This is a genomic window from Pseudomonas sp. LBUM1673 (genome assembly GCF_059695645.1).
This window is the reverse complement of sequence record NZ_CP166780.1, coordinates 4,182,041-4,208,244: the sequence shown is the minus strand read 5'-3', so window position 1 is coordinate 4,208,244 and position 26,204 is coordinate 4,182,041. Positions and strand designations below refer to the sequence as shown.

27 protein-coding genes are annotated in these 26,204 nt (G+C 55.1%); 11 read left to right on the top strand and 16 right to left on the bottom strand.

The genetic code is table 11. The annotated features are described in order from the left end of the window. Nucleotides 1-47: 47 nt before the first annotated feature. The 6 genes from ACA044_RS19440 to ACA044_RS19415 form a co-directional block, all read right to left on the bottom strand. Nucleotides 48-668, bottom strand: coding sequence for a tyrosine-type recombinase/integrase (locus tag ACA044_RS19440; protein ID WP_497442848.1), 621 nt, complete (start codon nucleotides 666-668; stop codon nucleotides 48-50). Nucleotides 669-784: 116 nt separating this feature from the next. Continuing rightward, nucleotides 785-1,255 carry a hypothetical protein gene (locus ACA044_RS19435; protein WP_497442847.1) on the bottom strand — a complete coding sequence of 157 codons (471 nt, stop codon included), beginning with the start codon at nucleotides 1,253-1,255 and terminating at the stop codon, nucleotides 785-787. A gap of 151 nt (nucleotides 1,256-1,406) precedes the next feature. Continuing rightward, nucleotides 1,407-1,817: a hypothetical protein gene (locus ACA044_RS19430; RefSeq protein ID WP_497442846.1), complete on the bottom strand. Its 411-nt coding sequence runs from the start codon at nucleotides 1,815-1,817 to the stop codon at nucleotides 1,407-1,409. Nucleotides 1,818-1,826: 9 nt separating this feature from the next. After that, nucleotides 1,827-2,249 (bottom strand): hypothetical protein, encoded by a 423-nt coding sequence (locus tag ACA044_RS19425; RefSeq protein WP_497442845.1) that lies wholly within the window; start codon nucleotides 2,247-2,249, stop codon nucleotides 1,827-1,829. Between the two features lie 239 nt (nucleotides 2,250-2,488). Continuing rightward, nucleotides 2,489-3,988, bottom strand: a complete 1,500-nt coding sequence (locus tag ACA044_RS19420; RefSeq protein ID WP_497442844.1) for a hypothetical protein — start codon at nucleotides 3,986-3,988, stop codon at nucleotides 2,489-2,491. Between the two features lie 419 nt (nucleotides 3,989-4,407). Further along, complete coding sequence (locus ACA044_RS19415) at nucleotides 4,408-5,145, bottom strand: HNH endonuclease (protein WP_497442843.1); 738 nt, start codon at nucleotides 5,143-5,145, stop codon at nucleotides 4,408-4,410. 460 nt (nucleotides 5,146-5,605) lie between these two features. Here ACA044_RS19415 and ACA044_RS19410 point away from each other — a divergent pair, with 460 nt between their 5' ends. Beyond that, complete coding sequence (locus tag ACA044_RS19410) at nucleotides 5,606-8,536, top strand: DEAD/DEAH box helicase (protein WP_497442842.1); 2,931 nt, start codon at nucleotides 5,606-5,608, stop codon at nucleotides 8,534-8,536. 349 nt (nucleotides 8,537-8,885) lie between these two features. On the opposite strand, the gene ACA044_RS19405 is transcribed toward ACA044_RS19410, so the two are convergent. Beyond that, nucleotides 8,886-9,782: a DMT family transporter gene (locus ACA044_RS19405; protein WP_497442841.1), complete on the bottom strand. Its 897-nt coding sequence runs from the start codon at nucleotides 9,780-9,782 to the stop codon at nucleotides 8,886-8,888. 88 nt (nucleotides 9,783-9,870) lie between these two features. Between ACA044_RS19405 and ACA044_RS19400 the strand changes: the two genes are divergently transcribed. Next, nucleotides 9,871-11,202, top strand: a complete 1,332-nt coding sequence (locus ACA044_RS19400; protein WP_497442840.1) for an aminotransferase-like domain-containing protein — start codon at nucleotides 9,871-9,873, stop codon at nucleotides 11,200-11,202. A 181-nt stretch (nucleotides 11,203-11,383) separates the two neighbouring features. Here ACA044_RS19400 and ACA044_RS19395 read toward each other — a convergent pair whose 3' ends face one another. Then, nucleotides 11,384-12,259: a LysR family transcriptional regulator gene (locus ACA044_RS19395; RefSeq protein ID WP_497442839.1), complete on the bottom strand. Its 876-nt coding sequence runs from the start codon at nucleotides 12,257-12,259 to the stop codon at nucleotides 11,384-11,386. A 105-nt stretch (nucleotides 12,260-12,364) separates the two neighbouring features. Here ACA044_RS19395 and ACA044_RS19390 point away from each other — a divergent pair, with 105 nt between their 5' ends. The 3 genes from ACA044_RS19390 to ACA044_RS19380 all read left to right on the top strand — a co-directional run bounded on the left by ACA044_RS19390 (nucleotide 12,365) and on the right by ACA044_RS19380 (nucleotide 14,693). Then, nucleotides 12,365-12,790, top strand: coding sequence for a VOC family protein (locus ACA044_RS19390; protein WP_008013629.1), 426 nt, complete (start codon nucleotides 12,365-12,367; stop codon nucleotides 12,788-12,790). A 113-nt stretch (nucleotides 12,791-12,903) separates the two neighbouring features. After that, on the top strand, nucleotides 12,904-14,163 hold the full coding sequence (locus ACA044_RS19385) for a cation:dicarboxylate symporter family transporter (protein ID WP_497442838.1): 1,260 nt from the start codon (nucleotides 12,904-12,906) through the stop codon (nucleotides 14,161-14,163). Between the two features lie 149 nt (nucleotides 14,164-14,312). Continuing rightward, a complete protein-coding gene (locus ACA044_RS19380) occupies nucleotides 14,313-14,693 on the top strand; it encodes a nuclear transport factor 2 family protein (protein WP_497442837.1) in 381 nt (126 codons plus the stop codon). A 203-nt stretch (nucleotides 14,694-14,896) separates the two neighbouring features. Here the strand turns inward: ACA044_RS19380 and ACA044_RS19375 are convergent, their stop codons facing one another. Both ACA044_RS19375 and ACA044_RS19370 read right to left on the bottom strand, forming a co-directional pair. After that, complete coding sequence (locus ACA044_RS19375; RefSeq protein ID WP_497442836.1) at nucleotides 14,897-15,268, bottom strand: Ypar14, super integron cassette; 372 nt, start codon at nucleotides 15,266-15,268, stop codon at nucleotides 14,897-14,899. A 103-nt stretch (nucleotides 15,269-15,371) separates the two neighbouring features. Then, entirely contained in the window at nucleotides 15,372-16,151 is a 780-nt protein-coding gene (locus ACA044_RS19370; protein WP_497442835.1) for a DUF3885 domain-containing protein, read from the bottom strand. 52 nt (nucleotides 16,152-16,203) lie between these two features. On the opposite strand from ACA044_RS19370, the gene ACA044_RS19365 reads away from it, so the two are divergent. From ACA044_RS19365 to mqo, 3 genes are all read left to right on the top strand, one after another. Next, nucleotides 16,204-16,773, top strand: a complete 570-nt coding sequence (locus ACA044_RS19365; RefSeq protein ID WP_497442834.1) for a YceI family protein — start codon at nucleotides 16,204-16,206, stop codon at nucleotides 16,771-16,773. A 73-nt stretch (nucleotides 16,774-16,846) separates the two neighbouring features. Then, complete coding sequence (locus ACA044_RS19360) at nucleotides 16,847-17,557, top strand: GNAT family N-acetyltransferase (protein WP_497442833.1); 711 nt, start codon at nucleotides 16,847-16,849, stop codon at nucleotides 17,555-17,557. A 320-nt stretch (nucleotides 17,558-17,877) separates the two neighbouring features. Then, nucleotides 17,878-19,524: a malate dehydrogenase (quinone) gene (gene mqo / locus ACA044_RS19355; RefSeq protein ID WP_497442832.1), complete on the top strand. Its 1,647-nt coding sequence runs from the start codon at nucleotides 17,878-17,880 to the stop codon at nucleotides 19,522-19,524. 385 nt (nucleotides 19,525-19,909) lie between these two features. On the opposite strand, the gene ACA044_RS19350 is transcribed toward mqo, so the two are convergent. Continuing rightward, complete coding sequence (locus tag ACA044_RS19350) at nucleotides 19,910-20,974, bottom strand: YopT-type cysteine protease domain-containing protein (protein WP_497442831.1); 1,065 nt, start codon at nucleotides 20,972-20,974, stop codon at nucleotides 19,910-19,912. Nucleotides 20,975-20,985: 11 nt separating this feature from the next. Beyond that, nucleotides 20,986-21,477: a CesT family type III secretion system chaperone gene (locus ACA044_RS19345; protein ID WP_497442830.1), complete on the bottom strand. Its 492-nt coding sequence runs from the start codon at nucleotides 21,475-21,477 to the stop codon at nucleotides 20,986-20,988. Between the two features lie 458 nt (nucleotides 21,478-21,935). Here ACA044_RS19345 and ACA044_RS19340 point away from each other — a divergent pair, with 458 nt between their 5' ends. Further along, nucleotides 21,936-22,355: a hypothetical protein gene (locus ACA044_RS19340; protein WP_497442829.1), complete on the top strand. Its 420-nt coding sequence runs from the start codon at nucleotides 21,936-21,938 to the stop codon at nucleotides 22,353-22,355. Nucleotides 22,356-22,593: 238 nt separating this feature from the next. Here the strand turns inward: ACA044_RS19340 and ACA044_RS19335 are convergent, their stop codons facing one another. Both ACA044_RS19335 and ACA044_RS19330 read right to left on the bottom strand, forming a co-directional pair. After that, on the bottom strand, nucleotides 22,594-22,827 hold the full coding sequence (locus tag ACA044_RS19335) for a hypothetical protein (protein WP_497442828.1): 234 nt from the start codon (nucleotides 22,825-22,827) through the stop codon (nucleotides 22,594-22,596). Then, a complete protein-coding gene (locus ACA044_RS19330) occupies nucleotides 22,824-23,336 on the bottom strand; it encodes a type VI secretion system amidase effector protein Tae4 (protein ID WP_497442827.1) in 513 nt (170 codons plus the stop codon). The genes ACA044_RS19335 and ACA044_RS19330 overlap by 4 nt, the downstream gene beginning before the upstream one ends. A gap of 85 nt (nucleotides 23,337-23,421) precedes the next feature. Here ACA044_RS19330 and ACA044_RS19325 point away from each other — a divergent pair, with 85 nt between their 5' ends. Continuing rightward, nucleotides 23,422-23,598 (top strand): hypothetical protein, encoded by a 177-nt coding sequence (locus ACA044_RS19325; protein WP_497442826.1) that lies wholly within the window; start codon nucleotides 23,422-23,424, stop codon nucleotides 23,596-23,598. A 261-nt stretch (nucleotides 23,599-23,859) separates the two neighbouring features. Here the strand turns inward: ACA044_RS19325 and ACA044_RS19320 are convergent, their stop codons facing one another. Beyond that, nucleotides 23,860-24,483, bottom strand: a complete 624-nt coding sequence (locus ACA044_RS19320; protein WP_320390938.1) for a hypothetical protein — start codon at nucleotides 24,481-24,483, stop codon at nucleotides 23,860-23,862. Nucleotides 24,484-24,850: 367 nt separating this feature from the next. Between ACA044_RS19320 and ACA044_RS19315 the strand changes: the two genes are divergently transcribed. After that, nucleotides 24,851-25,510 carry an EndoU domain-containing protein gene (locus ACA044_RS19315; protein WP_497442825.1) on the top strand — a complete coding sequence of 220 codons (660 nt, stop codon included), beginning with the start codon at nucleotides 24,851-24,853 and terminating at the stop codon, nucleotides 25,508-25,510. Between the two features lie 79 nt (nucleotides 25,511-25,589). Here ACA044_RS19315 and ACA044_RS19310 read toward each other — a convergent pair whose 3' ends face one another. After that, a complete protein-coding gene (locus tag ACA044_RS19310) occupies nucleotides 25,590-26,108 on the bottom strand; it encodes an RNA polymerase sigma factor (RefSeq protein ID WP_497442824.1) in 519 nt (172 codons plus the stop codon). Nucleotides 26,109-26,204 lie beyond the last annotated feature (96 nt).

The following is a 26,204-nucleotide window of genomic DNA, read 5'->3' as shown; positions in this document are numbered from 1 at the left end:
CACTGGCAGTTATTGGCGACAGTTTAGTTGCGACCATCGCAGAGGAATTACACCTCCGTCTGTTCAGCCATTTCCAGGGCATCATCGACCTCGATACCCAGGTATCTGACAGTGCTTTCAAGCTTCGTATGACCAAGCAGGAGTTGCACAGCTCTCAGGTTCTTCGTCCTGCGATAGATCAGCGATGCCTTGGTTCGCCGGAGCGTGTGAGTACCGTACATGGTTGGGTCAAGGCCAATGGTTGTCACCCACGCTTTGACTATTCGAGCGTATTGCCTGGTGGATAGATGGTCTGAGCCGTGCAACCGGGTCGGAAACAAGAAGTCCTCGCTGCGGAGATGCGCCTGATGCATCCACGCCTCCAAAACCGTTCGAGTTTGCTCAGTGATTTCAAATTGCACTGGGTGCTGAGTTTTATGCTGCATCACGACGGCACGTGACGATACATGCTCCCCATGGGCGATGTCTCGAACTCGCAGCTTGGTTAAGTCACAGGCACGCAGCTTGCTGTCGATGGCCAAGTTGAAGAGCGCCAAATCACGTGTCTTCTCCGCGAGCTGGAGTCTGACCCGAATAGCCCAGATATCTCTGACTCGGAGCGGGGCTTTCTGCCCGACAAGCTTTCCCTTGTTCCAGGGCTGATGACTGTATCTAGCAATAGTGTTCATGGCTCGTCCTCCACGTTGAGGGAGGACAAGGGTGAATCAGTCACGGTGCGTGGTGGTCGCTAACCGACCCAAAGCAGCCCTTTAATGCAACGCATTCAAAGCGAAGGGATAGCCAGTTACATCTTTCTCTTGATGGCACTAATGGCTGCTAAATAAGCGTCATTACCGATCCCAACCTGACCCCATACCTCGCGGGTCTCCCCTCTTTGGCGGTCATGCTGTTCATCAGCGTCCCACAGTGTGAGGATCTGGTTTGGAAAGCAGTATTCATATGAAGTGAAATCATGTGGGCCGGAATTGTCCGAAGCAGCCATCAGTGAAAACACTTCGGTTGCAGAGAGATCGAAAACATCGACCCCCTTAAACATGAATGTGAACTGCAGGTTTCCGGAGACACCAATAAACCGGACTTCATCGTTTGGTCCGTAAGAAAGCTGCATGCAGGATTCGCAGAAATAATCAACGCCATCATGGGAATGCTCGAGCGGGAATCCAATCGCAGACATTGCTTGTCTTGCCATAGTGCGAGATACGCCAAGCCGCACAGGGCCAATTGCTTGGAGCGGCGAGATTTCAAAAACAGGCATCTACAGTGCTCCATGAAATCGAACAGCGTAGCTGCTAGCTAAGCGCCAGTACAAGCTGCTAAAGCGACATTATCAACGAACTGCTTTCGACCAAATGCCGCCTGTCGCAAAAGCTGCTGTTGACGATCGGCCATCGCATGAAAACTAGCGCCTACCGTTGAGCAAGAAGTTCACGCCTGACCTGCAGAGCTAATACAGCGAAGCCTTTACCCGTCCCTCGCTGGGAAATCGTAAAGTTCTGATCAGCAGTTACATCTTCCCATTGGCTCACGAACTCAACGTGCCGATGATCACTATCTGTGTCAATTTCAAACGCTATGAACTGTTCCGCTTGATTGAGGATCAGGCCATAAAGGCGTGGCATTCCAGGAAAGTCGACTTGAAGATCAAGTACGACGGTTTCTGACCAATCAACGCCTTGGCTCTCCCCGAAGCGTGCCAAGGCATCGGGAACCCCAGCCTCTAGCCAGAGCCTTGCAGTTTTCATGAGCCTATGGGCAATAACAGCATTCTGCTCTTGCACATTCAGTTGCCGCTTTTGAAGGAGGAGGTCAATTTCCATTTTCATCCCTCAGGCGTCATCCGCTGCCGATCCCGTGCAGTCAGTGCATGAACTCTCTACAAGTAGCGGATTGGGTTCGGCAAAGTAAGTTGTTGTTGGCATTTCTTCAGCGAAAAAGCCTTCGAAAACCATTTTGAATCTTTCACGAAAATCGTAAACCTGGTTCCTTCTGAGATTTCGAATCTTGAAGCGATCCTTGCGATCGAAGTGGCATCCAAATAGCAAAAAGCTGTAGCTGAATACTTCGAATACTCTTTGAGAAAGCTCTTGGGTGAAGCTTGCTTCTATTGCAAGTTGGTACAGTGCCCACTCCAGTAACCAGTATTCGTCGTGAGCCCAGGTTTCTGCTTCGTGCAATCGTCCAATAAATGATCTTTCATCGTACGCTTCGCACCCAACAAAATTTCTGGCAATTACAGAATGTGCATCCATAGAAGTGGTTCTCTACTCGAATATGTCGATAGCCTAGCGAGCGGGTGAAACTCAAACAAATAAATTCGTAATTCAGATCATAAATCACAGTAAACGTCCGCTTTTGGCCGATTTCTGCCGGTCGCCACCGGCCGAAATCGACCCTAAGCGGTCAGACGCTTGTTATGAAAGCGGCCGTGCGGACTTTGCGTATTCGCCAAGCGGAAGGAGTCTGTCATAGCCCCCTCGAATGACGAACTTTATTTCGACTTCTTCTGATTGTTGTTTGACACCCACTGCTCACCAGCTTGAGGGATGAATGTCGAGGTGGCTCGTCCTATTCCGGAAAGTAGACGACTTTTCTCCGAGCCCGCCTTGCCTCCATAACTGTTAGCGAGCCGGTAGGCTCGAAGAATTTGCTGCTTCGCCTCGGCGTACATTCCACTGCGCCAAAGTGCTTCGGAAAGTAACGTACATGCTTTGATACGGTCATCTGCAAGTCTTTCTGGAATCAGGTCAATCATGGCCAGAGCATCAAGGATTGCTTTACCGCCTTCCGCATCAAACCCGTTTTGACGCATGGACTCCGCAAGAGCTACCGTTGCTTTTACTTCCTCAAAGTAACGAATTTTTTCCGGACTATTTGAAATCGCTAGTACTGCCCGGTGGTAACTAGCCGCAGCATCCTTTCTTACTCCATTTTTTACCTGTATCTCAGCAACTTGTCGCCAGACATCGGACTCTACCCAGGAAATTTTTCTCACCGGATGCTCGGCAAAATAGAGCGCCGTGGTCAGGTCTCCCCGTCTCACCGCATCTTCGAACACGCTCTTGAAGGCGTCTAATGCATGATCAACGTATAGATTCGATGATAGCCCTGAAACAATCGCGTGAGCCTTTTGCGGATTACCAGACCTTGCCTCTTGAATGGCAACTGCGTACGGAGACTTCTCTGGCAGCCTCTTGGTGTACCCCGCCTCTGTTGCAACACCAGTCAAACTCTCAAGCGCCAACTTCTGCATAGGAGCTTGGTTGATAGTATTCGCTGATAAGATACCTAGCTCAATGAGGTCTATGGCCAGTTCATTTCTTTGAAGCCGTACTGCGACTTGGGCTAGATCTCGATAGGCAAATGCAGATTCGGCCGATTTCTCTGTGCGCTGAAGGTGTTGCTTTACTAACGCAATCATCCAGTCCCGGTTACCAGTAGATTCGCGTACCATGGCTTCAGTAACCTGTCGGTATCCACCACTACCTTCTTCATTTATGCCGCTCTCGGCGGCTCTTAGCGCTTCTTCAAAGACTGCTCGGGTTTCAGACTCTGCACCGTTCCGAGAATAGAAAAGTGCGACCTTGGTTAAATCCCCGGATTTCAGGTAGTTCGCAGATTTTCCAGAAATTTTCCTGGCTGCATCTAATGCCCGTTGAACCAACCCCGCTTTCATTTCCGGCGAAATTGATGGGACATCGACAACAAGTGCCAGAAGTGCTCCAGGCTGCGTGTTCGGGGGCATGCCAGCAATCGTATCGAGGGCATCTTCGAGAAAGCCGGCTTTGGCCTGTCCTGTGGGGATGGTCCACTCAAAACGGTCCACCGACTTGGCTTCCAGGAAAATCGCCCGCGATGCCTCTTTCCAGTTGTCGCCGATAATTAGCGACTCTACGTTAGAAGGAGTCGATTCCGCCATGCACTGAAGCGCGATTGTGATGGCACATGCACCAACTAAAGTAGAGGCCAATTTACGTGCTGAACGTGTCACTTTAATTCCCTCAAACACTGCGACTGGCAATGCGATCGCGAGAAGACGCCATTCGCTAAATGTGCGGTATAAAAACAAAAAATGCCATACGCGTTGGCATTGGGGCCAACGGCTGCTTAGGGTAAATTTTTCCTAGGTCCGCTATTGGCCGATTCTGTTGAAAAAGTCGGCTTCGGATTCCACGGCAGAAAAGTACGTGCCTGAGATTGAAATCTGTGTTTTGGGCAGAAGGCTCAGGACTCGGATTTCACGTAGCAGCGTGCAAAAGTGGTGTTTTCACCCATCAATATTCGTGCGTTTTGGGCAAACCGACTTTTTCAACAGAATCGGCCGTTTTCTGCCTGCCACGACCGGCTGCAACCGACCCAATGCGGTTAGTCGAGACGAAACTGCCTCATTTTCTATCCAAAGCTCCCGCATTATGGGAGCTTGGTCCGGGTTGTCTTCAAATGCGTAACGAGAGCGTTAACGCTCCACATGGGTTTGGTTCGGTGAATGATGCTGTGACAGTTTGAGCACAATACGACGAGATCTTGGAGCGATGTTTTTTCGCTACCTAACCGTGAACCAAGCGATTCCGTGTGGTGAACCTCACAGTAGTAGTTGCCAACCTCACCATACATCACCGCGAAGTCGAAACAACACGCCTCACAAGCTAAGCGGCCGGTGGCGCGAAACACATCGGCTTTCTTTGCTTCTACTAGTGCAGCATTGCGCTCCCGCAGGAGATGCTCCCCAAGCGAAAGAGCCCCTTCCTCTGCTTGATCGATAGAAGACTCCCTTAGTGGTATTTTTGCGGGCAGTCCCAGATTAACGACTGCTGACGAGAAGTGGGCTTCCAGTTCAGTAACGGTGGCGCCGCCGTTGGCGTCGTACTTCCGTAGTAAACCGACGTCCACTTGCACCCGTATCGTACCGTCACTGCTCGAACTGTCCTTCTTAACTACGTAGCCGAGGGGCTCACCGTCCTCCCAGATAACGACATAAAGCGGCTCACCATGCTTTTCATAGTCAATTCGCGCCCGATGTTCGAATAATCCAGGCGCTCCGTCGTTTTGACCGTATAGCGCGTTCTCTAGCGATGTATGACCCCGCGACTTCCGCCACGCAGTGTTTTTATGAACAGCGCGGTATGTGACATTTATTGGCGGTCTCATTGTCATTCCTTGCAGGCGGAAGATAAGTGACGCTCAACACTAGAAAGTGTACCTGCACAACAGAATAGGGTAGATGTTCACTGACCGCTATTGGCCGATTCTGTTGAAAAAGTCGGTTTGCCCAAAACGCACGAATATTGATGGGTGAAAACACCACTTTTGCACGCTGCTACGTGAAATCCGAGTCCTGAGCCTTCTGCCCAAAACACAGATTTCAATCTCAGGCACGTACTTTTCTGCCGTGGAATCCGAAGCCGACTTTTTCAACAGAATCGGCCGATAGCCGACGCTCACGTACGACAGCTTTCGGCAAAAGCGGGCACGACAGTTCGGCCATCCTGCGTGGGGCTCGACTCGTTTTGTCCGTATCTCTAAGCGGTTAAGGTCATGGAAAAAATAGGGGCGTGCTACCATATCGCCATCTTTTCCCAAGAAGTTTTTCTGCCTCTAGGTATTCGCCATGGACGATGTAGTCATAACGCATTTGGATGTGTACCAGAGCTGGCAAAACCATCTCTTCAATTTCAGTATCGACGATCCCAAGACGAACGCACCCGGGCTGCGCAAGCCGCAACTGGCTGCGCTTTACGCCACCTTGGGGCACCTGGTGGTTGATCCTTCTTCGACCGCCACAGTGGTCATGCCGACCGGTACAGGGAAGACTGACACCATGCTCGCACTAATCATCGCTGCGAGGATGGCCAGAACCTTGATCCTGGTTCCCTCGGATGCCCTCAGAACACAGTTGGTGGGCAAGTGCACGGAGATGAAGACACTCCGCACCGTGGGGGCGGTATCGGACATAGCGCGCAACCCCATTGTTGCAGCCATCGATTCGAAGCTGTCTCAGGCGCAGGTTGCAAAATTAGCTACTGCCAACATCATTGTGGCCACCCCCCAGGCCCTACTGCTATTCGAAGACGCTGCCTTGGGGGCGCTGGTGAACATGTGCAGCCACCTGATGATCGATGAGGCTCACCATGTGGTGGCAGCGAGTTGGAACCGAATCAAAACCGCCTTCAGCGGCAAACCTTGTATTCAGTTCACAGCGACGCCATTCCGGGAGGATGGTCTGGCTCTGGCCGGCAAGATCATCTACAACTACCCGCTCCGGGATGCGCAGCTTGATGGCTATTTCAAAGGCATCGAGTTCCATCCGGTACGAGAATACAACCTCAAGCTGTCTGACCAGGCCATCGCAGACAAGGCTGTTGAGCTGCTCCGGGCTGACCTCAAGGCTGGGTACAACCATTTGATGATGGTGCGAGCCAAGTCGCACAAGCGGGCGACAGACCTGTTTGAGATTTATAAGCAGCACGTCGACCTAACGCCAGTCCTGATTCACAGCAAGGTGACGAACCAAGCCAGAGTGATGGCGGAGATCGTCGAGAAGAAGCACCGGATCATCGTCTGCGTCGACATGCTTGGGGAAGGCTTCGATCTGCCTGAGCTCAAAATCGCCGCAATTCATGATCAACATCAAAGCCCCGCGGTGACGCTCCAGTTCATTGGTCGGTTGACGAGGGTTGATGCCGCCCTTGGTGATGCCAAGTTCGTGGCGAACATCGCTAATCAGAAAACCGACCACCAGATGGCAGAACTCTACAAGGAGAGTGCTGACTGGGGTGCAGTCATTCGCAACGTGAGCGAGCAAAAGGTAGGTCGGGAAATTGAGAGGGCTGACTTCAACGAGCAGTTTGCTGACGGTGACGATGCCCAAGTGATTTTTGGGCTGAACCCGAACCCCAAAATCAGCGCCGTGGCGTATCACGTCTCCTCTAAAGACTGGACACCACAGCGTGCGCAGGGTCTGGATGGACGCAGGGAAACACTGCAGTACATCTCGATCAATGATCAGGCCGATACCGTCATTGCCGTGACTCGGCGAGAGACTATGGTTGGGTGGGCTCAAACCGAAGAAATCGTCGATACCAATTGGAATCTGTACATTGCTTTCTATAACAAGGCGCAGAAAACCCTGTTCATTCACACCTCAGGTGACGATACCCAGGCAACTCGCTTTCTCAACCTGGTAGCCAAAGACCCTCGTCGCATCAATGGTGAGCCGACCTTCCGTGCGCTCCACGACATCAAGCTGATGAAGCTGCAGAACGTTGGCCTGTCCCGCGCCCGGAAAGACCTGCGATTCACGATGCACGTGGGGCGCGATATCAACCAGGTGATTAGCGACATCGAGAAAGGCAATGCGACAAAGTCCAACATCTTCGCCACCGGTTTTGAGGATGGAGAACGAACCACTGTGGGCTGCTCGCACAAGGGCAAGATTTGGGAGATGAACTCCTCTCCAATCAACTACTGGGTCGAGTGGTGCAAGCGCATGTCGGTCAAACTCAACGACAACACCATCGACCCTGCTGACGTACTCAAAAATGTCATGCGTGTTGACCAAATCAAGGACAGATGGCCAGAAGGCCTGTTCTACGCCGACTGGCCTGTGTCGATCGCGATCGAAAACGAGCAAAGGATCTCGCTATATTTTCAGGGAGAGACTTTCAACCTTCTCGACGTCGAGCTTGGTAAGCCTGAGTACAGTGGAGTGCGGACGCTGGAGATCCCCGTCCTTGTCGTGGGTAACGATGGCGAAGAACGTCGCCTCACTACCATCGCCATCAAGTTGTTGGAGGACGGATACAAGACCTCCTGCCCAGGTGTGAAGATCCTTTACCCCCACGAAATGCCACTGGACTCCTACCTGGATGCAGAGCCGCTTGTTTTGCTCAAGGTCGACGGTTCCATGGTGCAAGGCAACTACCGTCAGTACTCGCTCAACAGCATGGATGTAAAACTGCCTGCCGGTTTGCTCGAACCCTGGGATTGGGGAACGACGAAAATCCATCAAGAGTCCATGCGTGCAGACCGACGTAAGGACTCAGTACAAGGCTTCACCTTTGACAAGATCGCTGATGACTACTCCATAGTCTTCAACGATGACGGCAAAGGCGAAATTGCTGATCTCGTGGCAATTCGGGAAAACAAGGACGCCATTTACGTCGACCTTTACCATTGCAAATTCTGCCCCGTGACGGACGCCCCCGGGGCCCGCGTCGCCGACGTCTATGAAGTATGCGGTCAGGCGTCGAGATCGGTGAAATGGCTGTACACGGACGATAAGTTCTTCAACCGACTGATGGATCGTTACCAGCAATCACTGCTGAAGGACTTCGACAGAATCCTGAAGGGCACGCCTCAGCAGTTGGAGATACTGCGCAACAAATGCCACGACCATGAGCTGATCTTCAAATTTGTGATCGTCCAACCCGCGATATCAGCGAAGAAGGTGTCGAAGGAACAGTTGGCCGTCTTGGGAACGAGCTACTCATACATCAAGAGTATCTCGGGCTCGGACATCAAGGTCATTGTCAGCCCTTAATTAAATTGCACCAGCGGAATTGCAGCTGATTTCGCTGATGTCATGCTGTGATCTGCGGTTCCGATACCGACTTCGCTTTTGCCATCACGAGCTTGTGACAGCCTGAAGCGTCCTAAATTTCCAAGGTGCTCGATGACAGCTTCTGGCCGTTCTCAACCGATCATGGTTGGAAAGCGTGTTGGTCAAATCCGATGCAATCGATGGCCCGAACGAATGCAAATGACTGGTCAGGTCGAATGCAAACGGGTGCTCAAGTGGAGTGCAATTTCGCAATTCAGGCCTTACCTTAAAAGGTTAGTCTTTCTGCGGTCCGGGGGGCCAACCAGCAGTCGCTTTGACTGCGAGCCGTCTATTTCGAGAACTTTCGTGCACCGGCCACGCAAAGGATCACCGCAACGGTCACCCCCAGCATGCCAAGGCTGACTTGTTCGTGAAGCAGCGTGGCCGCCAGCGCCAGGCCAAAAAACGGCTGTAGCAGCTGAAGTTGACCGACCGCGGCAATCCCGCCCTGAGCCAACCCGCGGTACCAGAACACGAAACCAATCAGCATGCTAAACAGCGAGACGTACGCCAGGCTGAACCACGCGGGCGGGGTGATTCCTGAGAGCGAAGACGGGGCCAGGAACCAGGTCAGCGGGACCATGATGGGCAACGACAGCACCAGGGCCCAGGAAATCACCTGCCAGCCTCCCAGTGTTCTTGAAAGCTTCGCACCTTCTGCATAGCCCAGCCCGCAGGCGAGGATGGCCAGCAACATGAGGATGTCCCCCGCAGGAGAAGCGGTCAGGCCCTGGGAGACGGCAAACCCCACCACCAGCAGGCTTCCCAACACCGAGAAGAACCAGAAAACCGGCCGGGGACGCTCGCCACCGCGCCAGACCCCGAAGGCTGCGGTGGCCAGTGGCAACAGGCCAACGAAGACGATGGAATGTGCAGACGTCACATATTGCAGCGCCAGTGCCGTCAGCAGCGGAAACCCCAATACAACGCCCAGGGCCACGATTGCCAGGGAGGGAAGCTGACGCTTGGCCGGCCGTTTTTCGTTGAAAAGCAGCAGCATGCACAGCGCCAGAATGGCAGCGATACTGGCCCGGGCAACGGTCAAAAAAACCGGGTCAAACTCCAGAACGGCTACCCGTGTCGCGGGCAGCGAGCCGCTGAAAATGAGCACGCCGATGAACCCGTTGAGCCATCCGCTCGCGGTCTTTTCCGTCGTGTGTTGTTGCAGGTTCGATGTGCGTTCCATTGAGGATCCCCTTTACTCAGGTTGCATGGAAGGCATCGTATGGACGAAACTCAATACAATCAAAATATTGTCATGGATACACTTGCACATGCCTCGTTCTCGGTACAAATCACTGGTGGATGCGTTCGCGGCGGATATCCGCTCAGGACAGCTGTTACCGGGCACGCGCTTGCCGACTCACCGCCAGTTGGCGGCATCGCATGGGTTGGCCCTGGTGACGGCAAGCCGAGTCTATGCAGAGCTCGAAGCCATGGGTCTGGTCAGCGGGGAAGCGGGGCGGGGGACGTTCGTCAGGGAAACGTCGTGGTCGCCAAACCAGGCTATCGATCAACATAGCGTTGCCGCCGGCATGACGGACCTGAACTTCAACTATCCAGCGCTTCCCGGGCAGGCAGAACTGTTGCGAAATGCCTTGCGCCAGCTCGCATCGGCCGGTGATCTGGAATCATTGCTGCGCTACCAGCCACACGCGGGGCGTCTGCATGAACGCGCCTCGGTGGCACGCCATCTGCGCGCTCGAGGCCTGGCGGTTGAGGCGCAGCAGGTGCTGATCGTCAACGGTGCCCAGCAGGGACTGGCCGTGACCCTGATGGCGCTGTTGCAACCCGGTGACGTGATTGCAGCGGATGCATTGACCTATCCCGGATTCAAGGTCCTGGCCGACACACTGCACCTTGAAATCGTGCCCATTGCGGTGCTCGATCACGGACCTGATCTGGAGGCGCTGGAAAACCTGTGCCGCCATCGACGCGTGCGGGCCGTGTACACGATGCCGACCCTGCACAATCCGCTGGGATGGGTGATGAGTGCCGATCAACGGGAGTACCTGGTGACGATTGCGCGCCGGCATGGGCTGCTGATCATTGAGGACGCCGCTTACGCCTTCCTGGCGGAGAATCCCCCCGCACCGCTGGCGGTACTCGCCCCGGAGAGGACGGTTTACGTGTCAGGGCTTTCCAAGAGTGTGGCCACGGGACTGCGCGTAGGCTTCGTCGTCGCCCCCCTCAAAAACGTGCCTGCGTTGGAGCGCACGATCAAAGCGACCACCTGGAATACCCCGGGTGTGATGACGGCGATCGCTACCACATGGCTCGACGACGGCACTGTCATGCAACTGGAAGCGGAAAAGCGCCAGGACGCGCAAGCGCGGCAAGCCGTGGCCGGCGAGGCACTGGCGGGGCTGCGCTGCATTCGTCATCCATCGTCGTATTTTCTTTGGCTGCCGTTGTCGGAAGACGCAAGGGCCGATCAGATCGCCATGGCGTTGATGCGGGAAAACGTGTCGGTTTCAACTGCTGAACCGTTTGCCACATCGGCCAACGTCCCCCATGCGTTTCGCCTGGCGCTGGGCTCCGTGGAGATGGGCGCATTGCGCGAGGCGCTGGAAAAAGTGAAGTGGATGGTTGGGGCTTATTCGTAATCAGCCGCGACGCAACTTTTGTAGCAGCTGGCGCAGCCTGCGTTCGGCTGCGAAGCAGTCGTGAATCGACTGAGGCGGTCTGTCTGACGTACCGCAATCTCTGATTCTGCGACTGCTGCGCAGCCGAACGCAGGCTTCGCCAGCTGCTACAGAGTGTGTGTCGTGGCTGTGCAGGTTTGATTCAAGCGCCGCTCTGAACCTGCTCAACGATCAGTTGGGCCAGTACCCGTACCGGTTCGGTAAAACTTTGCCGAGCCCGATGTACCAGGCCGATATCACGATGGAAGGTGTGTTGCCCCAGATCCAGCGCGCGCACGCCGGCGGGCCAAGCCTGATGGGTCGCTGTTTGCGGCACCAGCGCCACACCGACGCCATTTTCGACCAGCTTGATAATGGCCTCCAGTTCATCCAGCTCGCACACTTCACGCAAGGTGAAATGCATCTGCCGCAAGAAGCGATCGACCTGCCTGCCGCCGAAGGATGATCGGTCATAGCGAATGAAGGAGTGGCTGGAAAGCAGTTCCGACCAGTCTTCTCCGGGCATGTCACGCGGAACGATCAGCCGGTAGGGCTCAAGTGCCAGGGTCGTCCAGCGCAGATCGCTTTGCAGCGAGAAGGGCGGGCGAATGATCACCGCCATGTCGATCTCGCCGGCATCCACCAGGTTGACCAACTCCATCGACAGACCTGGGATCACACGGGTTCGGCATTGCGGACATTGTTGGTGAAATTTGGCGAGCGCATCCGGTAAGTACGAGCGCTGCACGGAAGCGATGGCGCCGATGTTCACCAGAACGTTGGCTGGCAGCCCAACCGTGGTGGACCCCAGATTGTCATAAAGGCGAAGCAGCTCCTGCGCCTGCAGAAGTATCTGATGCCCCATTCTGTTCAGGTGAGCCGAGCGGCCCTTGCGGTCGAAAATCTGGAAACCCAGCTCGGCCTCCAGACGTTGCATCTGGGCGCTCACGGCGGCCTGCGTCAGCCCGATCCTGTTGCCGGCAGCGGCAAAGGTGCCTTCCCGCGCAACGGCGATGAGTGTTTTCAGTTCTTTGATCATTCACAAATATTAATTGTGTTTCTAAGAAATATATATTGATTTTTTTGCTTGGTCTGCGGCTCTACGATTGGCTCCGTAATCAAAAACAAAACCGATGGAGTTCCGATGAGCCTTTCTCCTTTTCACCTGGCGATCCCTGTTTATGACCTCGCGGCGGCACGCACCTTTTACGGTGAAGTGTTCGGGCTGCAAGAGGGGCGCTCCAGCACGCAGTGGGTCGACTTTGATTTTTACGGTCACCAACTGGTTATTCATGAGCATCCAAAGACCGCTTCTCAGGAGAGTGTGCATAGCAATCCTGTAGACGGCCACGACGTACCCGTTCCGCACTTCGGCATCATCCTGGAGTGGCAGCAGTGGGAAGCCCTGGCCGAGCGCCTGAAGTCCTTTGGCACCGAGTTTGTGATTGAACCCTACATTCGATTCAAGGGGCAGGTCGGCGAACAAGCCACGATGTTCCTGTTCGATCCGTGTGGCAACGCACTTGAGTTCAAGGCGTTCAAGGATATGAGCCAGCTCTTCGCAAAGTAATAAAAGTAACGGCACAACGTGGTTGTGCCGTTTGATTTCAAATGAGCTGGAAGCTCATGACTCTAGCAACTGCCCTGTAACGCAGTCCTTTCATTCCAACAAGAAGGCTAGACATGAAACGTATCCCTTTGGTTTGGCAAATAGTTGCCGGGCTGTTGCTTGGCGTGCTCGTCGGTTGGTACTTCAATACACACCCGCAATATCAAGGGTGGATCAGTTCTGAAATCCTCAAACCCCTTGGCGATATCTTCATCAAGATGATGAAGATGGTCGTTGTTCCCATTGTGTTCTGTTGCATGATCCTGGGGATTGCCGGCGGCGGCGATAACAAGTCCTTTGGGCGCATGGGCGTCAAGTCGCTGGGGTATTTCTTCGCGATTACCGGCCTGGCCATTGTGATGGGGCTGTGTTTCGCCAATATTTTCGAGCCCGGCACGGGCACTGATATTTCGGGCATTTCCCACAGCACCGCGTCGGTCAACATGGAGCCCTCGAAGGGCGCACTCGTCATCTTGCAGAACATCGTCCCCGATAACGTTTTTGTCGCGATGTCGGAAGCGAAGTTGCTCTCGGTACTGTTCTTCGCCGTGCTGTTTGGCCTGGCATTGAACTCACTCCCCAGAGAGAAAAGCGCGCCGGTGGTGGCGGTGGTTCAAGGCATCTCTGATGCAATGTTCAAGGTCGTCTCAATCGTCATGGCTTATGCGCCGATCGGGGTATTTGGCATGATCGGCGCTACCGTGGCGACCTTCGGTTTTGCCTCATTATTGCCGTTGCTCAAGTTGATCGGTGTGGTTTACCTGGCGCTGATTGTCTTTGCGCTGGTGGTGCTGGGCGGTATTTGCTACCTGATTGGCGAGAATATTTTCAAACTCATCAAGTACTTCCGTAATGAGCTGATTCTGGCGTTCTCCAGCGCCGCGTCGGCATCGGTCATGCCGCAGTTGATGAGCAAGCTGGAACACTATGGTGTGCCGCGCCGTATCGTCAGTTTTGTGGTGCCGGTGGGTTATGCATTCAACCTGGACGGTGCGTCGATCTTCCTCGGCGTGGCGACGATTTTTGTCGCGCAACTCTATGGGATCGACCTGTCGCTGTCCCAGCAGATACTGCTGGTGGTGACGATGGTGCTGACCTCCAAAGGCGCTGCCGGCGTTCCCGGCTTCGCCATCATCATCCTGTCCGCCACCTTGGCGTCTGCCGGTCTTCCACTGGAAGGGGTCGCGCTGATTGCCGGCATCTTCCGGATTATCGACAGCGGCACCACCACCCTGAACGTGCTGGGCAATGCGATTGCCCCCTTGGTCATCGCCAAGTGGGAAAAGGTCGGCATTGAGCCTTCAGGGACTACCCAAGTAGCGCAGAAAACCTAATGCCAGTCAGTTAAGCGCAATCCCTGTGGGAGCGGGCTTGCTCGCGAAGGCGTCATGGTATTCAACATCGATGTCGACTGTCAGTCCGCTTTCGCGAGCAAGCCCGCTCCCACAGGTTCCATACCCGTTACATATCAGGAGTCATGCAAATGAGCAGTCTTACTTACGTTCAGGAATACAAAGCGATCGTCGATGTGCTTAACCAGTACAACGAAGGTGGCGCGAAGGCCGACAGTGCGCTGATGAAGCCCGCTTTCAACGAGCAGGCCACGATGTTTGGTGTCGATGGCGACAAACTCGTCGGCGGCGCAATCCAGAATCTCTACGACGTCATCGACAACGCGTTCCGCCCGTCCCCGCAAGCCCAAGCCGCCATCGTGCGCATCGACATCGTCGGTACGGCAGCCAGTGCGCGGGTCGATACCGACAACGTCTCAGGGTTCCGCTTCACTGACTTCTTCAACCTGCTGAAGGTAGAAGGCAAGTGGACCATCGTCAGCAAGATTTACCATACCCATCCGGGCGCCTGATCTTTTCGGATATCGCGGATCGGTGGTTGTGAATCTTCTGGTCAAGCTACCGTTTGAAGAAACCAGGAAGGTCCTCGACATCGAGGACTTTCCAGCGACCAGTAGGGTGCCTTTATTCCCGCACCTAGCGCATTACAATCTCACTGAATTTGACAGTAAGCGCTCCCGTAATGGTGGGGCGGGTAAAGACGTGGGAGCATCAATTACGAGTAGGAGAATGGCTCAAGAAAAATTTGCGGATCTGTCCAGAGTCTTAAGCCATAAGGAATGACGGAATAGCCGTCGTAGCGGCCCGAGAAAGTATTAGACGCCGCGAACTCTAAAAAACGACCGCGTTTATCGTCAACGACCCGTATACCCGGACAGTCGAGCATTGAGTACCGGACTATGGGGTTTGGTAGCGGAGCCGCCCACAGCTGGACTTCAACATCGCAATCAAATTGCCAAATGGTCAATTGCAGTCTTACAGCGCCCTGTTCGACGATGTATCGGTGTGAGATCCCGGACTCTCCCTCAGTGGGAATAACTCCAAGTACGTTGAAAAGCTCAAACGGGTCCCATATCAGTGCTGGCATTACACTTTCCTTTGCCGAAGAGCATTTCGGGTTGAGCCTGCGTTATCGCCCCATCGAGCCAAAATTTCGGAAGCGACTCGTTCAGGCATCGTTGCCAGCGAATCTACGATGAAGTTCGGACTTCGAATACCTCATCCATCACTGGCCGATCATGGGGTAGTAAAAAGCGCTGGTGCTTCTGATATAGCTGCGCCAGAGCAGCCCTGTTCGGACCGACGACATCCATGCCGCGATCATCGTAGGGAAATGCCATGACCTGCAGGCTCAGGTTGAAGAAGTAGATGTCACAAAACGGACGCGGTCGAATGTCTCCAAAATCCTTCGCCAATGCACACCATAGAAGATTCTGAAGTAGCGACAAAGGGGCATGAAAGGCGACGTTTACCCAACACTCTTCTTCACTTTCATCAAACCAATCGTCCGGATGAATGAGGGTATGCCATCGGGAATGATTCGAGGGAATCCTGATGCCGGCGGTCCGAAGCTCTGCTAAAACAGGTCGGAGTGCAAATGGATTTGTTCCGGAGCGAACACGAAGACACACAACGAGCGATCCTTCGTCAGGGAAAATGTCCTCGCAAATGCATCGTGCTTTTTGCAGCGCCAGAAGAAACTGTTCAATGGCAGTTCCCTTTTCGGAAAGGCTAAATCGCAAACCTCCCGGGCAGGAATAGAACAGCGGCCGTTCGAAGGCTTTTCCCCCGAAAACCTCGTCAATTTTACGCTGCAGGTTCACTACTTTACGGTCCTTCGTAAGAGGGATTAATAATAGGAAGTCGGCGGCCGAGAACACAACTTTAGGCGCATCGGGCTTTCCGGCGAGTCCAAAGACTGTAGGACACTGCTCCACTGGAATAAACATCGAATATTTGCTTAAGTCCATTGAGACACCTGTGCGGTGATTGAATCCCAAGGCGTTTCAACCGGAGAATCCCATGAGCCCTCGATTCCCGCGTTTCGCCGCATTGTTCGCCATCCTCACGGCCGGCACCTTTTCCTGTGCCCACGCCGTCGAATACACCCAGGTGAACACCACCGCCAGCAAGATATCGTTCACCTATAGCCAGTTCGGCTCGAGGGCGTACGGCAGGTTCGGCAAGTTCGACGCCACGCTCGATTTCGACACGGCAAACCCCGCCTCGGCCCACGCCAGGCTGACCATCGACCTTGCCAGCATCGACGCCGGGGGCAGCGACGCCAACAGCGAGCTGCAAAAGCCTGCCTGGTTCAACACGGCGGACTATCCGGTGGCGACCTTTGAATCGACCGGGGTGAAAGCACTGGGCGACCATCGCTACTTGATCACCGGCAACCTCACGCTCAGGGGCATGACGCGCGAGTTGCAGGTGAAAGTGCTGTTGAAGCCGGAGAAGGCCATCGGGATCTTCGATGGCGACATCATTGTGAAACGCAGGGACTTCAACATCGGGGAAGGGGAGTGGGCCGACAAGGTTGTCTCCAACGACATCAACATCCGCTTCCGCATCGTCGCGCCTGAACGGTGATTTTCCTGCGAGGCGCTCGATCTGTGACAATAGCGGGGCTGATGCTCAGTAAGCCTTAGGAGTCAGAAACGTAATGCCCCAGCTCACCCACTTCGCCACTCCGTGCCCGGAGCCCATCAACAGCCAGATACTGCAGATGGTCGTCGACAATTTAACCGACATCAGCATGGTGGGCATCGCGCCGAGCAACCCGTTGTACAACGTGTATCAATACACGGTGGGATACGAGGTTCATCTCTACCTGGAAGCGCTCGGCGGATCCAAAGGGATTGCTGTCGAATTGATCGTCGCCACGGACGACGAAGACCCTGCGCAGGTCATCGGTTTTCTGCTGTACCTGCCGGTCAAGGACGATCCCGAGGCGTGCGGCGTGGCGTACATGGCGGTGCAGGCCAGCCATCGGCGGCGGGGCGTCGCCCGGGCGATGCTGCAAGACATGCTCGGCCGCTACCCGCATGCCGAACTGACCTGCACCGTCGCCAAGGTGCCCTGGTTCGAGTCGATGGGCTTTCAAGTGCTGGGCGTGCGCGGCACTCAGGTGCTGATGAATACCCGTGATCACGGCACGGAAGGCTTGATGGGCTTACTGGATGTCACTTCGATCTACAGTTCTGTGGAGGTGCGGCAGATACATACGTATCTGCTGCAAAAACACGGCAAGCGGGCAATGATCGATGCAGAGAAGCAACGCGACCGGCATCTCGACCAGATGACGCGCAACGCGAAGGCGTTTGTGCTGGAACGTTTGGACACAGACGCCGTGCACGGGGGGCGTCCCGTCTAGACTGTTGAGTCCTTTCGGGCGCGCAGGCTGGCCGAGGCGTGATATTCTGTCGCATTAACTTGGTTTGACTTATTCAGTTCGTACGTCCACAGACGTGCTGACAGAATCAATGTCGCTCAAAGTAGCTGAGCCAATAATGATAAAAATCAGTACACGAGGGACATATAACTGAGGTCGATGGAGTCACGTCGGCCTTGTGTGCCCACCTTCAAGTTTCTTGTGAGTGCAGGAACCCACGGCACGCTGCCTGCGGACCCGTACACCTGGGTTGCTCATGAGTGAGGATTGAGGGCGGATGGCGTTTATCATAGGTGCTACAGATGTTTAAGAAACTGAACACGGCCCTGCTGGGGCTGGCTTTGTCGATGGGGATCACGTCCGCCTACGCGGAAGAGGCAAAGAAAGTCGATGTGCTGCTCATTGGCGGCGGCATCATGAGTGCAACGCTGGGTGTGTGGCTCAATGAGCTGGAACCCGGTCTGTCGATGGAGATGGTCGAGCGCCTCGACGGCGTCGCCCAGGAAAGCTCCAACGGCTGGAACAACGCCGGTACCGGTCACTCCGCCCTGGCCGAGTTGAACTACACCCCGGAAGACGATAAGGGCAACGTCCAGATCACGAAAGCCGTTGAAATCAACGAAGCCTTCCAGATCTCCCGTCAGTTCTGGGCCTGGCAAGTTCAGCAAGGCGTGCTGAAGAACCCGCGTTCGTTCATCAACTCCACTCCGCACATGAGCTTTGTGTGGGGCGATGACAACATCAAGTTCCTGAAGAAACGCTACGAAGCCCTGCAAGCGAGCCCGCTGTTCGCCGGCATGCAGTACTCCGAAGACCCGGCTGTGATCAAGAAGTGGGTTCCGCTGATGATGGAAGGGCGTGACCCGAACCAGAAAATCGCGGCCACCTGGAGCCCGATCGGTACTGACATGAACTTTGGCGAGATCACCCGCCAGTTCGTCGCGCACCTGCAAACCACGCCGAAGTTCGACTTGAAGCTGTCTAGCGAAGTGCAAGACATCACCAGGAACGAAGACGGCACCTGGCGCGTCAGCTACAAAAACCTGAAAGACGGCACCGAAACCGAAACCGACGCCAAGTTCGTGTTCATCGGCGCGGGCGGCGGTGCACTGCACCTGCTGCAGAAGTCCGGCATTCCTGAAGCCCGGGAATACGCAGGCTTCCCGGTTGGCGGCTCGTTCCTCGTGACCGAAAACCCGACCCTGGCCGAGCAACACCTGGCCAAGGCCTACGGCAAAGCCTCCGTTGGCGCTCCGCCAATGTCGGTTCCGCACCTGGACACCCGTGTTCTGGACGGCAAGCGCGTCATCCTGTTTGGCCCATTTGCGACCTTCAGCACCAAGTTCCTGAAAGAAGGCTCGTACCTGGACCTGCTGACCACCACCACCACGCACAACGTGTGGCCAATGACCAAGGTCGGCATCAAGGAATACCCGCTGGTCGAGTACCTTGCAGGCCAACTGATGCTGTCTGACGAAGACCGCCTCAACGCCCTGAAAGAATACTTCCCGAACGCCAAAGCCGAAGACTGGCGCCTGTGGCAAGCCGGCCAGCGCGTGCAAATCATCAAGCGTGATGAAGCCGCCGGTGGCGTGCTGAAGCTGGGTACCGAGATTGTTGCTTCGCAAGACGGCAGCATTGCCGGTTTGCTGGGCGCATCGCCGGGTGCTTCGACCGCTGCACCGATCATGCTGACCGTGCTGCAGAAAGTGTTCAAGGACAAGGTTGCTTCGCCAGCCTGGCAAGAGAAGCTGCACCAGATCGTGCCTAGCTATGGCACTCAGCTGAACAGCAGCCCTGAGAAAGTGGCTCAAGAGTGGGCTTACACCTCCAAGGTGCTGCAACTGACTCCGCCGCCGGCGATTGGTCAGACGGCTCCTGCTCCGGCTGCTCCGGCTGCTCCTGCCAAGGCACCGAAGGCTAATGCTGCAACTGATATGGCTCTGTAACTAGAGGCCCAATCAAAAGCCCACTGAACCGGTGACGGTCAGTGGGCTTTTTTGTGCTTCGGATTCAGTTCTTGCAGGTTGTGCGATACCTGAGGTTGACGGTTTTTTGTGGCGAGGGGGCTTGCCCTGATGTCGGTAAATTCAGCCGTAATGCGATCTGTAGCAGCTGGCGAAGCCTGCGTTCGACTGCGTAGCAGTCGTGAATCCGGCTGATGCGGTCTGCCTGACACACCGCGAGTTCCGGTTTACGACTGCTTCGCAGCCGAACGCAGCCTCGCTGGGGCTCGACAGCTGCTACAAGCCGAACGCAGCCTTCGGCAGCGGCTACAACGAGTGCCTCGTGCCTGAGTTTTCTTAACTTACCGACCGTACATCCGGCCCTCGATCAACGCAGATGAAATGCCGGCCCCGGCACCACTTCGCTGATCTGCAAGCGGTGATTCTCCCCCCGCCAATGGTTGCCGGCATCGCGCTTGAAAACGTCAGAGAGGAAGCTGCTCATGTTTTCTCGGTTGTCCGCCTGGACCACGCCGAAGAGCGGGTCGAAGAGCGGGTCGAAGAAGTGCAGGCGGTTCTGGCTGTCCTGGTGCAGGGCCATCGCGTGGCTTTCGCTCAATAACAGGAAGGTCTGGTTCTTGCCGGGTTTCAATACGGCTTTCAGCTCGTGATCGATGGCATCCGTCCTCATTCCATAGTGGGCATGACGTACGCCATCTGGAGCTTTGCCCAGCGTCATGCCCAGCTTGGGCAGCGTGTCCAGGAGCATGGGGCCGGCGTTCTGGATCTTGTCTCTGTAGGGCTGTTGCTCAATATGCTGGAAGCCCAGTACGCGAGGCAGCAATGCGTCTTCGCGGTAATTCGCCAACTTGTCGAAGAAAACCTCGTCCGATTGACCCTTGACGCGACTCTGGCACCAGTTGACAGACAGGCCGAAGCAGCCGTGCCCGTCGCCTCCGGCCCGACCGTAGTCAGCGGCGAACTTCCCGTCGTCGATGGTCTTGTCGAAGAGAAACTTGTTCTGGTTGAACGGGGAGACAAGGTGGCAGCTGTGCTCCTCGGCAATCTGCCGTTTCGCCTCGATATTCGCCGTTCCCCCCATGCTGCTGTCCGCCATTTCCTTGGTTTTGGTCTTGATGTAGTGCGTGGCGTCATCACGTAGCGAGGCGAGAGACGTCATCAGATCCGGCAGCAAGGTGCGCAACGAGCGATGCTGCGCTTGCACTTCTTCATGGCTGGGCAGGTCGGCGGCGTCGACCGACGAGAACGAGGAATGCGCGTCGAAAAAGACATCCTCACCGCTGCCCAGAGGGACCAGGGCGCCCGCCGCGTGAGGGTGAAAATGAGCGAATGCTTCGGGCGAACCGGGTTGGAGCCCGGCTGACGAAGAGGTTTGGCCCTGTTCCGCCGCAGCGGTGACACCTGACGAGGCGCCCAAGTGCTGAATCTGCATGCTGTGCCCCCTTATTCCGTCCTGAAAAGTCGCGCGCCCAGTTGGAACGCCGGTGAAAGCAGGGGGCCTTTCTGCGCGCGCCGACTGGCTGTTTCCTGACGTCGATAGCCCTTGATATAGCGCTTCAGCGCTCCGGCCAAAGTGCCCATCTGCGTCATGATGCGGTCGAGTCCGGGCTCGTCCAGATCGTTCATGGGGTGCACGCTGCGCAGCATGAGTTGCTTCGAACCGGGGTTATAACCGAGGGATCCACCGTGGGTTCGGCTCGGCTCGAGGTTCAGCGCCATGGCCATGGCCAGAATGTCATTGTCCTGCGGCATCGACAGTTCGGCGACCAGGACGAAGATAAACAGCGTCGTGTCCTGTTTGGGCAGCCAAAGCAGACACTCCTCGCCATTGGCGGTGCGCACGGCATAACGCTCACGCTGACCTTCCAGCGCGTCCACGATACCCCGCGTGCGCAGCCACTGACACAGCCGCTCCCTTGCCTCGATCGGCCGCATGGACACTCCTTGATGTTTGTTTCTGATGGTTCCTTTATCTGTGGTTCTGGGGGGGGGAATGGTTCCGTCTGTCAAGAGTGGTCTTATACCGCCAACGTGCTACAACTGACTCCGTCGCCGGTGATTGGTCAGGCGGCTGCTCCTGCTGCTCCTGCCAAGCAGTTCGAGAACGCCCATGAACCCACAGAAAATTCTCCCCATTGCTTAGGCTTTCCATTCGTGCCGAGGGAAATCGTGCCCCACAACCCCACAGTTTTGCCTGGAGGTGAAATTGAACTGAACCGCCTACGGAGGATTTTCAGGAGGACCAGGCCGACGCTATGGCAACGCTTCGCCGCTCTCGGCAAGAGTGTGCCACCGACTCACCTCAGCGACCCGCCAACGCCCTAAAGGACAAGTACTAAGCAAATGGCCTGACTTTTGCTCTGCTACTCGGTTACCAACCAAGGAGTGTCAAAATGATCGGAAGCAACTTACCTCCCCTGCAGTATGTTGATGGGCTCAGAAGGTCTTTGGAGAGTGGCAAGGTGACCGCCGGCAAGATCCAGGTCGCAAATGCGACAGCGGAAATCCAGGCACAGATCGATGAAAGTTTTCGCGACACAGAACGCAATCTTGAACAGCTGACAGCCCGCTATAAATCTGATCAAAACCGGATGATGTTCGACACGAAAAGCAACTCTATCGAACCGCCCAATGTGCAGTCCCTCAGCAAAAGCGACACTTCGCATGGGCTGGAAGACCTCCAGCATCTGATAGAGATCGGAGGCCTTGAGGAGAAAACCATCAACGCTAACAATGGCGACTTATCGATTTACAGCGCTGCGGTCCATCAGGAGTGGCTGCTGGCTCGTGTGGGCGTTGATGTATCTGTGTAGGCAAATTGTGAGGGGCACTCAAATAGCCCTACGAATGCATAATTGGCACTGCACGTAAGTGTTTGCCGCACAGCTTGCCCCATCCCAAACTTCAACGTGTCACGTAGTAAAAAGCCCACTGAACCGGTGACGGTCAGTGGGCTTTTTACTGTCCGGAATTCAGTTGCTTCGAATTACACGGTGACGAGTTTTTTGTGGGTGCCCCGTACCCCAAAGCTACTATTTGCCATCGTGTCGTTCAAACACGTGCCCTGCGCAGATATCGCCGATACAAAACAACACCCATAACAACCGAAAGCAACCCAACCCCCACATTACCCAAAAGCCAAATTGCAAAGTTCCGACTCTGGTCCGCATCGCCCTCGTAGAACGGCCCAAAGTAGCTAGACACTGCCACGAATATCAAATTAAACGCCCCGACGGCCAAGGAAACGATAAGGATGACGAACAAAGTTCCTTTTACAATTTTCATATGACCTTCCAAAACCATATTTCCTTCGACTCGTGGTAGTCGGAGAAACTGCCCTCAATGGAAAACCCCAACTGAATACGAGGGTAGCTCAGCCAGTCCGTTAGTCTACGCCCGTTCCATAGGTCGATATGATCGCCGCTGCGATTGCCGATGGTCTCGTTTCCTCGCCGCCAGAAGTCCTTGAAGAAAATGATGCCTTGCTGCCCTTCAAGATCATCCTCGAAGTCCTTCGGCATTATTTTTTTGACGGCGTGCAGGCCGGGAATTTTGGCTTGGCTTAACGCCTGCGCTATTTCTTCTGCTGCCAATACATGCCCTTCGCTCTTGGGGTGCTGCCAACAGTGGCGGACACTCTTGAGCTTGCCGAGATCGGCACCAGCCCGGCGTAGTGCCACGCCGAGGTTGATAGCACACTGATCACTGAAATTTTTGGCGCCGTTGGTTCTGCACGGAGCGGCGTCTCCAAATATTTCTGGGTGGCTTTTCCATAACGTGTCGAATGTGAGCATCCTGCCTTCTCCCTGTGGCCCTTTAATCCTGACGGCTAGCCTAGCAGAGGGCCCATCTTGGCTGATAGAGACCTCTCAGAGGCCCATGGAAAAATCGGAAGGTTCCTACCCCAATGAAGACTATGCCGATCGGATAGTCGATACGGTAGTGATCGAACGGTTACAAAAGATCGCAGCTTTCGACAGCTCCAGCTTTGGGGCTGATCCGTATTTTTCCGGGCTTTCTGCATCTGTAATGCCCCCAGCCGCCGGCTCACAATGACAGCACGGTCAGCCGTCGCGCCAGTCGCTGCACCGCAAACTCATAACGTAGGAGGCCCTATGGGCAAGATGGCAATTTTCCTGGGTGGATTTCTGGTGCTGACCATTTTGATTGGTGCGCTTGCCACGATCTCCCCCGTTTAGTCTCTTCCTGCGATCAGCAAAAAGCACAACGCCTCCACACAGGGAGGCGTTGCAGATCCTGAACACCAAAGGTTGGTAAGAAACGCGCGCAGCGATTTTCTCGCTGCGCGCGCAGGTTTTACTGGGCGAGGAAGTCGAACGTCCAGAGACCCTCGGCACGGCTGACGGTCACATCCACTTCAGTCGCCGTGATGGGCGCGACATACCGGGTCATGTCAGAGAAGTTCTGCACGATGTAGGTTTGCCCGGTCATCGGTGGCGTCGCCACCATAAAGTAGAAGTTAGGCTCGTATTCGAAGCTCACCGTCATGCTTGAATCCACTTGGGGCATGGTTACCACCGGCCGGCCATTGACGTACCAGTTGCTGTCGAACTGGATGTACGGATTGGTCTTGTTGATGACACCACACTGTTGCGGAGTGAGTTTTTGCTGCGCCAGGGAAGCAGACGCCGGTTCCAGATAAGGCGACAGACCGTTAGGGCTGACCGCCTGGAGCAAGCTCCCGGGGTTGATGGTGCGACGGCCGGAAATGATGGTGTTGCTAATTTTTTCACCCAATGTAGTCACATCGGTTTCGATCTGAGCTTCGTAGTCGAATGACTCGGTAGACCCGGCTGAGCCAGTCAGGATCTGCCAGGCATGGATCCGATAGTCACGCTGAGGCTGTTGCGGTTTGAGAAACACCAGCACGGTCTTGCCTTCCATATCGTCGACAGCGAAATTGACATTGAAAATAGTCATCGTCCTTCTCCTTGTTCCCTGTAGAAGCCGCAGCAAAACGCCTTGGCTTGTATCTCCAGACGGGATTTGAAGCGCCTTGTGAAACGTCTTTTTTAACGACTCTGATCGGCATCAAGGAGCTGCTGGTAATGGGGGCAGTTATTCGATTCCTCGAAAGGATGCCTGAGCCTTGCGTTCCCGGTTCTGTGTTTCAGCTCCACTCACTGGGCTGAGAGCGACTGCGAACGAGACACTATGGAAGTCAAGGACAGAGCTCGGTGAATGCCTGGATGCCAACTCTAGACGGTGCATGGCATTTCACAACGTCTGGGGCGACTGCGTCCTGACAGTGGGGCATCCCGCCCCGATGTCAGAAAGGAGTCTCATCATGCGTACCATTCATGCAATCGCCGCTGGCTTGGCGACTTCATTATTGAGCTTGTCCGCCACAGCGCAGATCAATTGCGCTGCAGGCGCGGCCGGGGTCAATCCTGTGCCGGTGCAGGTCAGCAACGCGGCCATCCCCAACAGCCGGGTCAACCCGCAGATCAACCGACGGCACATCTTCTGTGGCGAAATCAATGCAGCAGGTAACGCAGTCGGGTTTCACTCCCGGCCCGCCGGCCATGATCCAAGCCTGGGCAATGGCCCGATGGCCCCGGTGGCGGCGCGTACAGTAGGTGCGCTGGTTTACATCGTGCCCCCTGGCATGAATAACCCGCAACCGTATCGCTACATGAACAACGGCGTGCAGATCTTCAATACGGTGGCGAATGCTTGGGTGCCCAAGGCCGGACCATCGACCTTTTTCCCTGAGAGTTGTACGCAGCAGGAGGTCGTGGAGTCTATTCGTTATGCCTACATGCACCTGCTGAGCTCTGTGACCCCGCCTCCAGCGGCAGCCTTTTACGGGCCCTCAGTGCCTTATCTCAATGCGCCTGGTTACTGTGTAGGCGAGAACGGATATCCATTCACCGTCAGCGGTTACCTGAACAACATCGGCGGCCTCTGGTGGGTCAACACGGCCTTTCCGATAGCCGGTTTTTAAACGTTGAACGCCTGCCTCGTCAAACGAGGCAGGCGTTATTTTCGATAGTGCTGATGCGACTGTGGAAGAAGACGGCGGATCATTCAAACTCCTCACCATCCTCGCCGAATGTACCCAGTAACACGCGCAGTTGTTGCCGCGCCAATTGCACACGCTTACGCGCATTCGACTCGCTGATCTCCAGCATACCGGCCATGCTTTCGTATCCCGCACCGTCAATACAGCGCAGCTCAAGCGCTTCGGAGAGCGAAGCCGGTAGCTGGTTTATGGCGACATTCAATGCTTCAAGGGTTTCTTGCAGGGATGCGGTGTGCTCGGGGCTGTAGTTCAGCGGCTGCCAGGTCACGCTTTCATACAGATCGTGATCCAGCCATTCGAGGCTGCAGGTGGACGGTGTTTTGCGTATCCGGTCGATACAGAGGTTGGAGGTCACACGCCTTAGCCAGGCTTGAACGTTATCAATTGTGGTCAACCGTTCAGGTTCTCTGTGGAACAGGTTGAACAGATGCAAACGCAGTTCACTGAGTGCGTCTTCAGCATCCTGCGGGCTTCGGGTTAACTGCCGACATCGTTTTCGCATGATTGCTTCGTTGTCCACTAGAAATATCCATATTGCTCCCTGCACGGCACCCAACCTGACATTACATGGGCTTACTTCCATGTGCCTCGCCATAATCGTTCCTTGATCGACCGC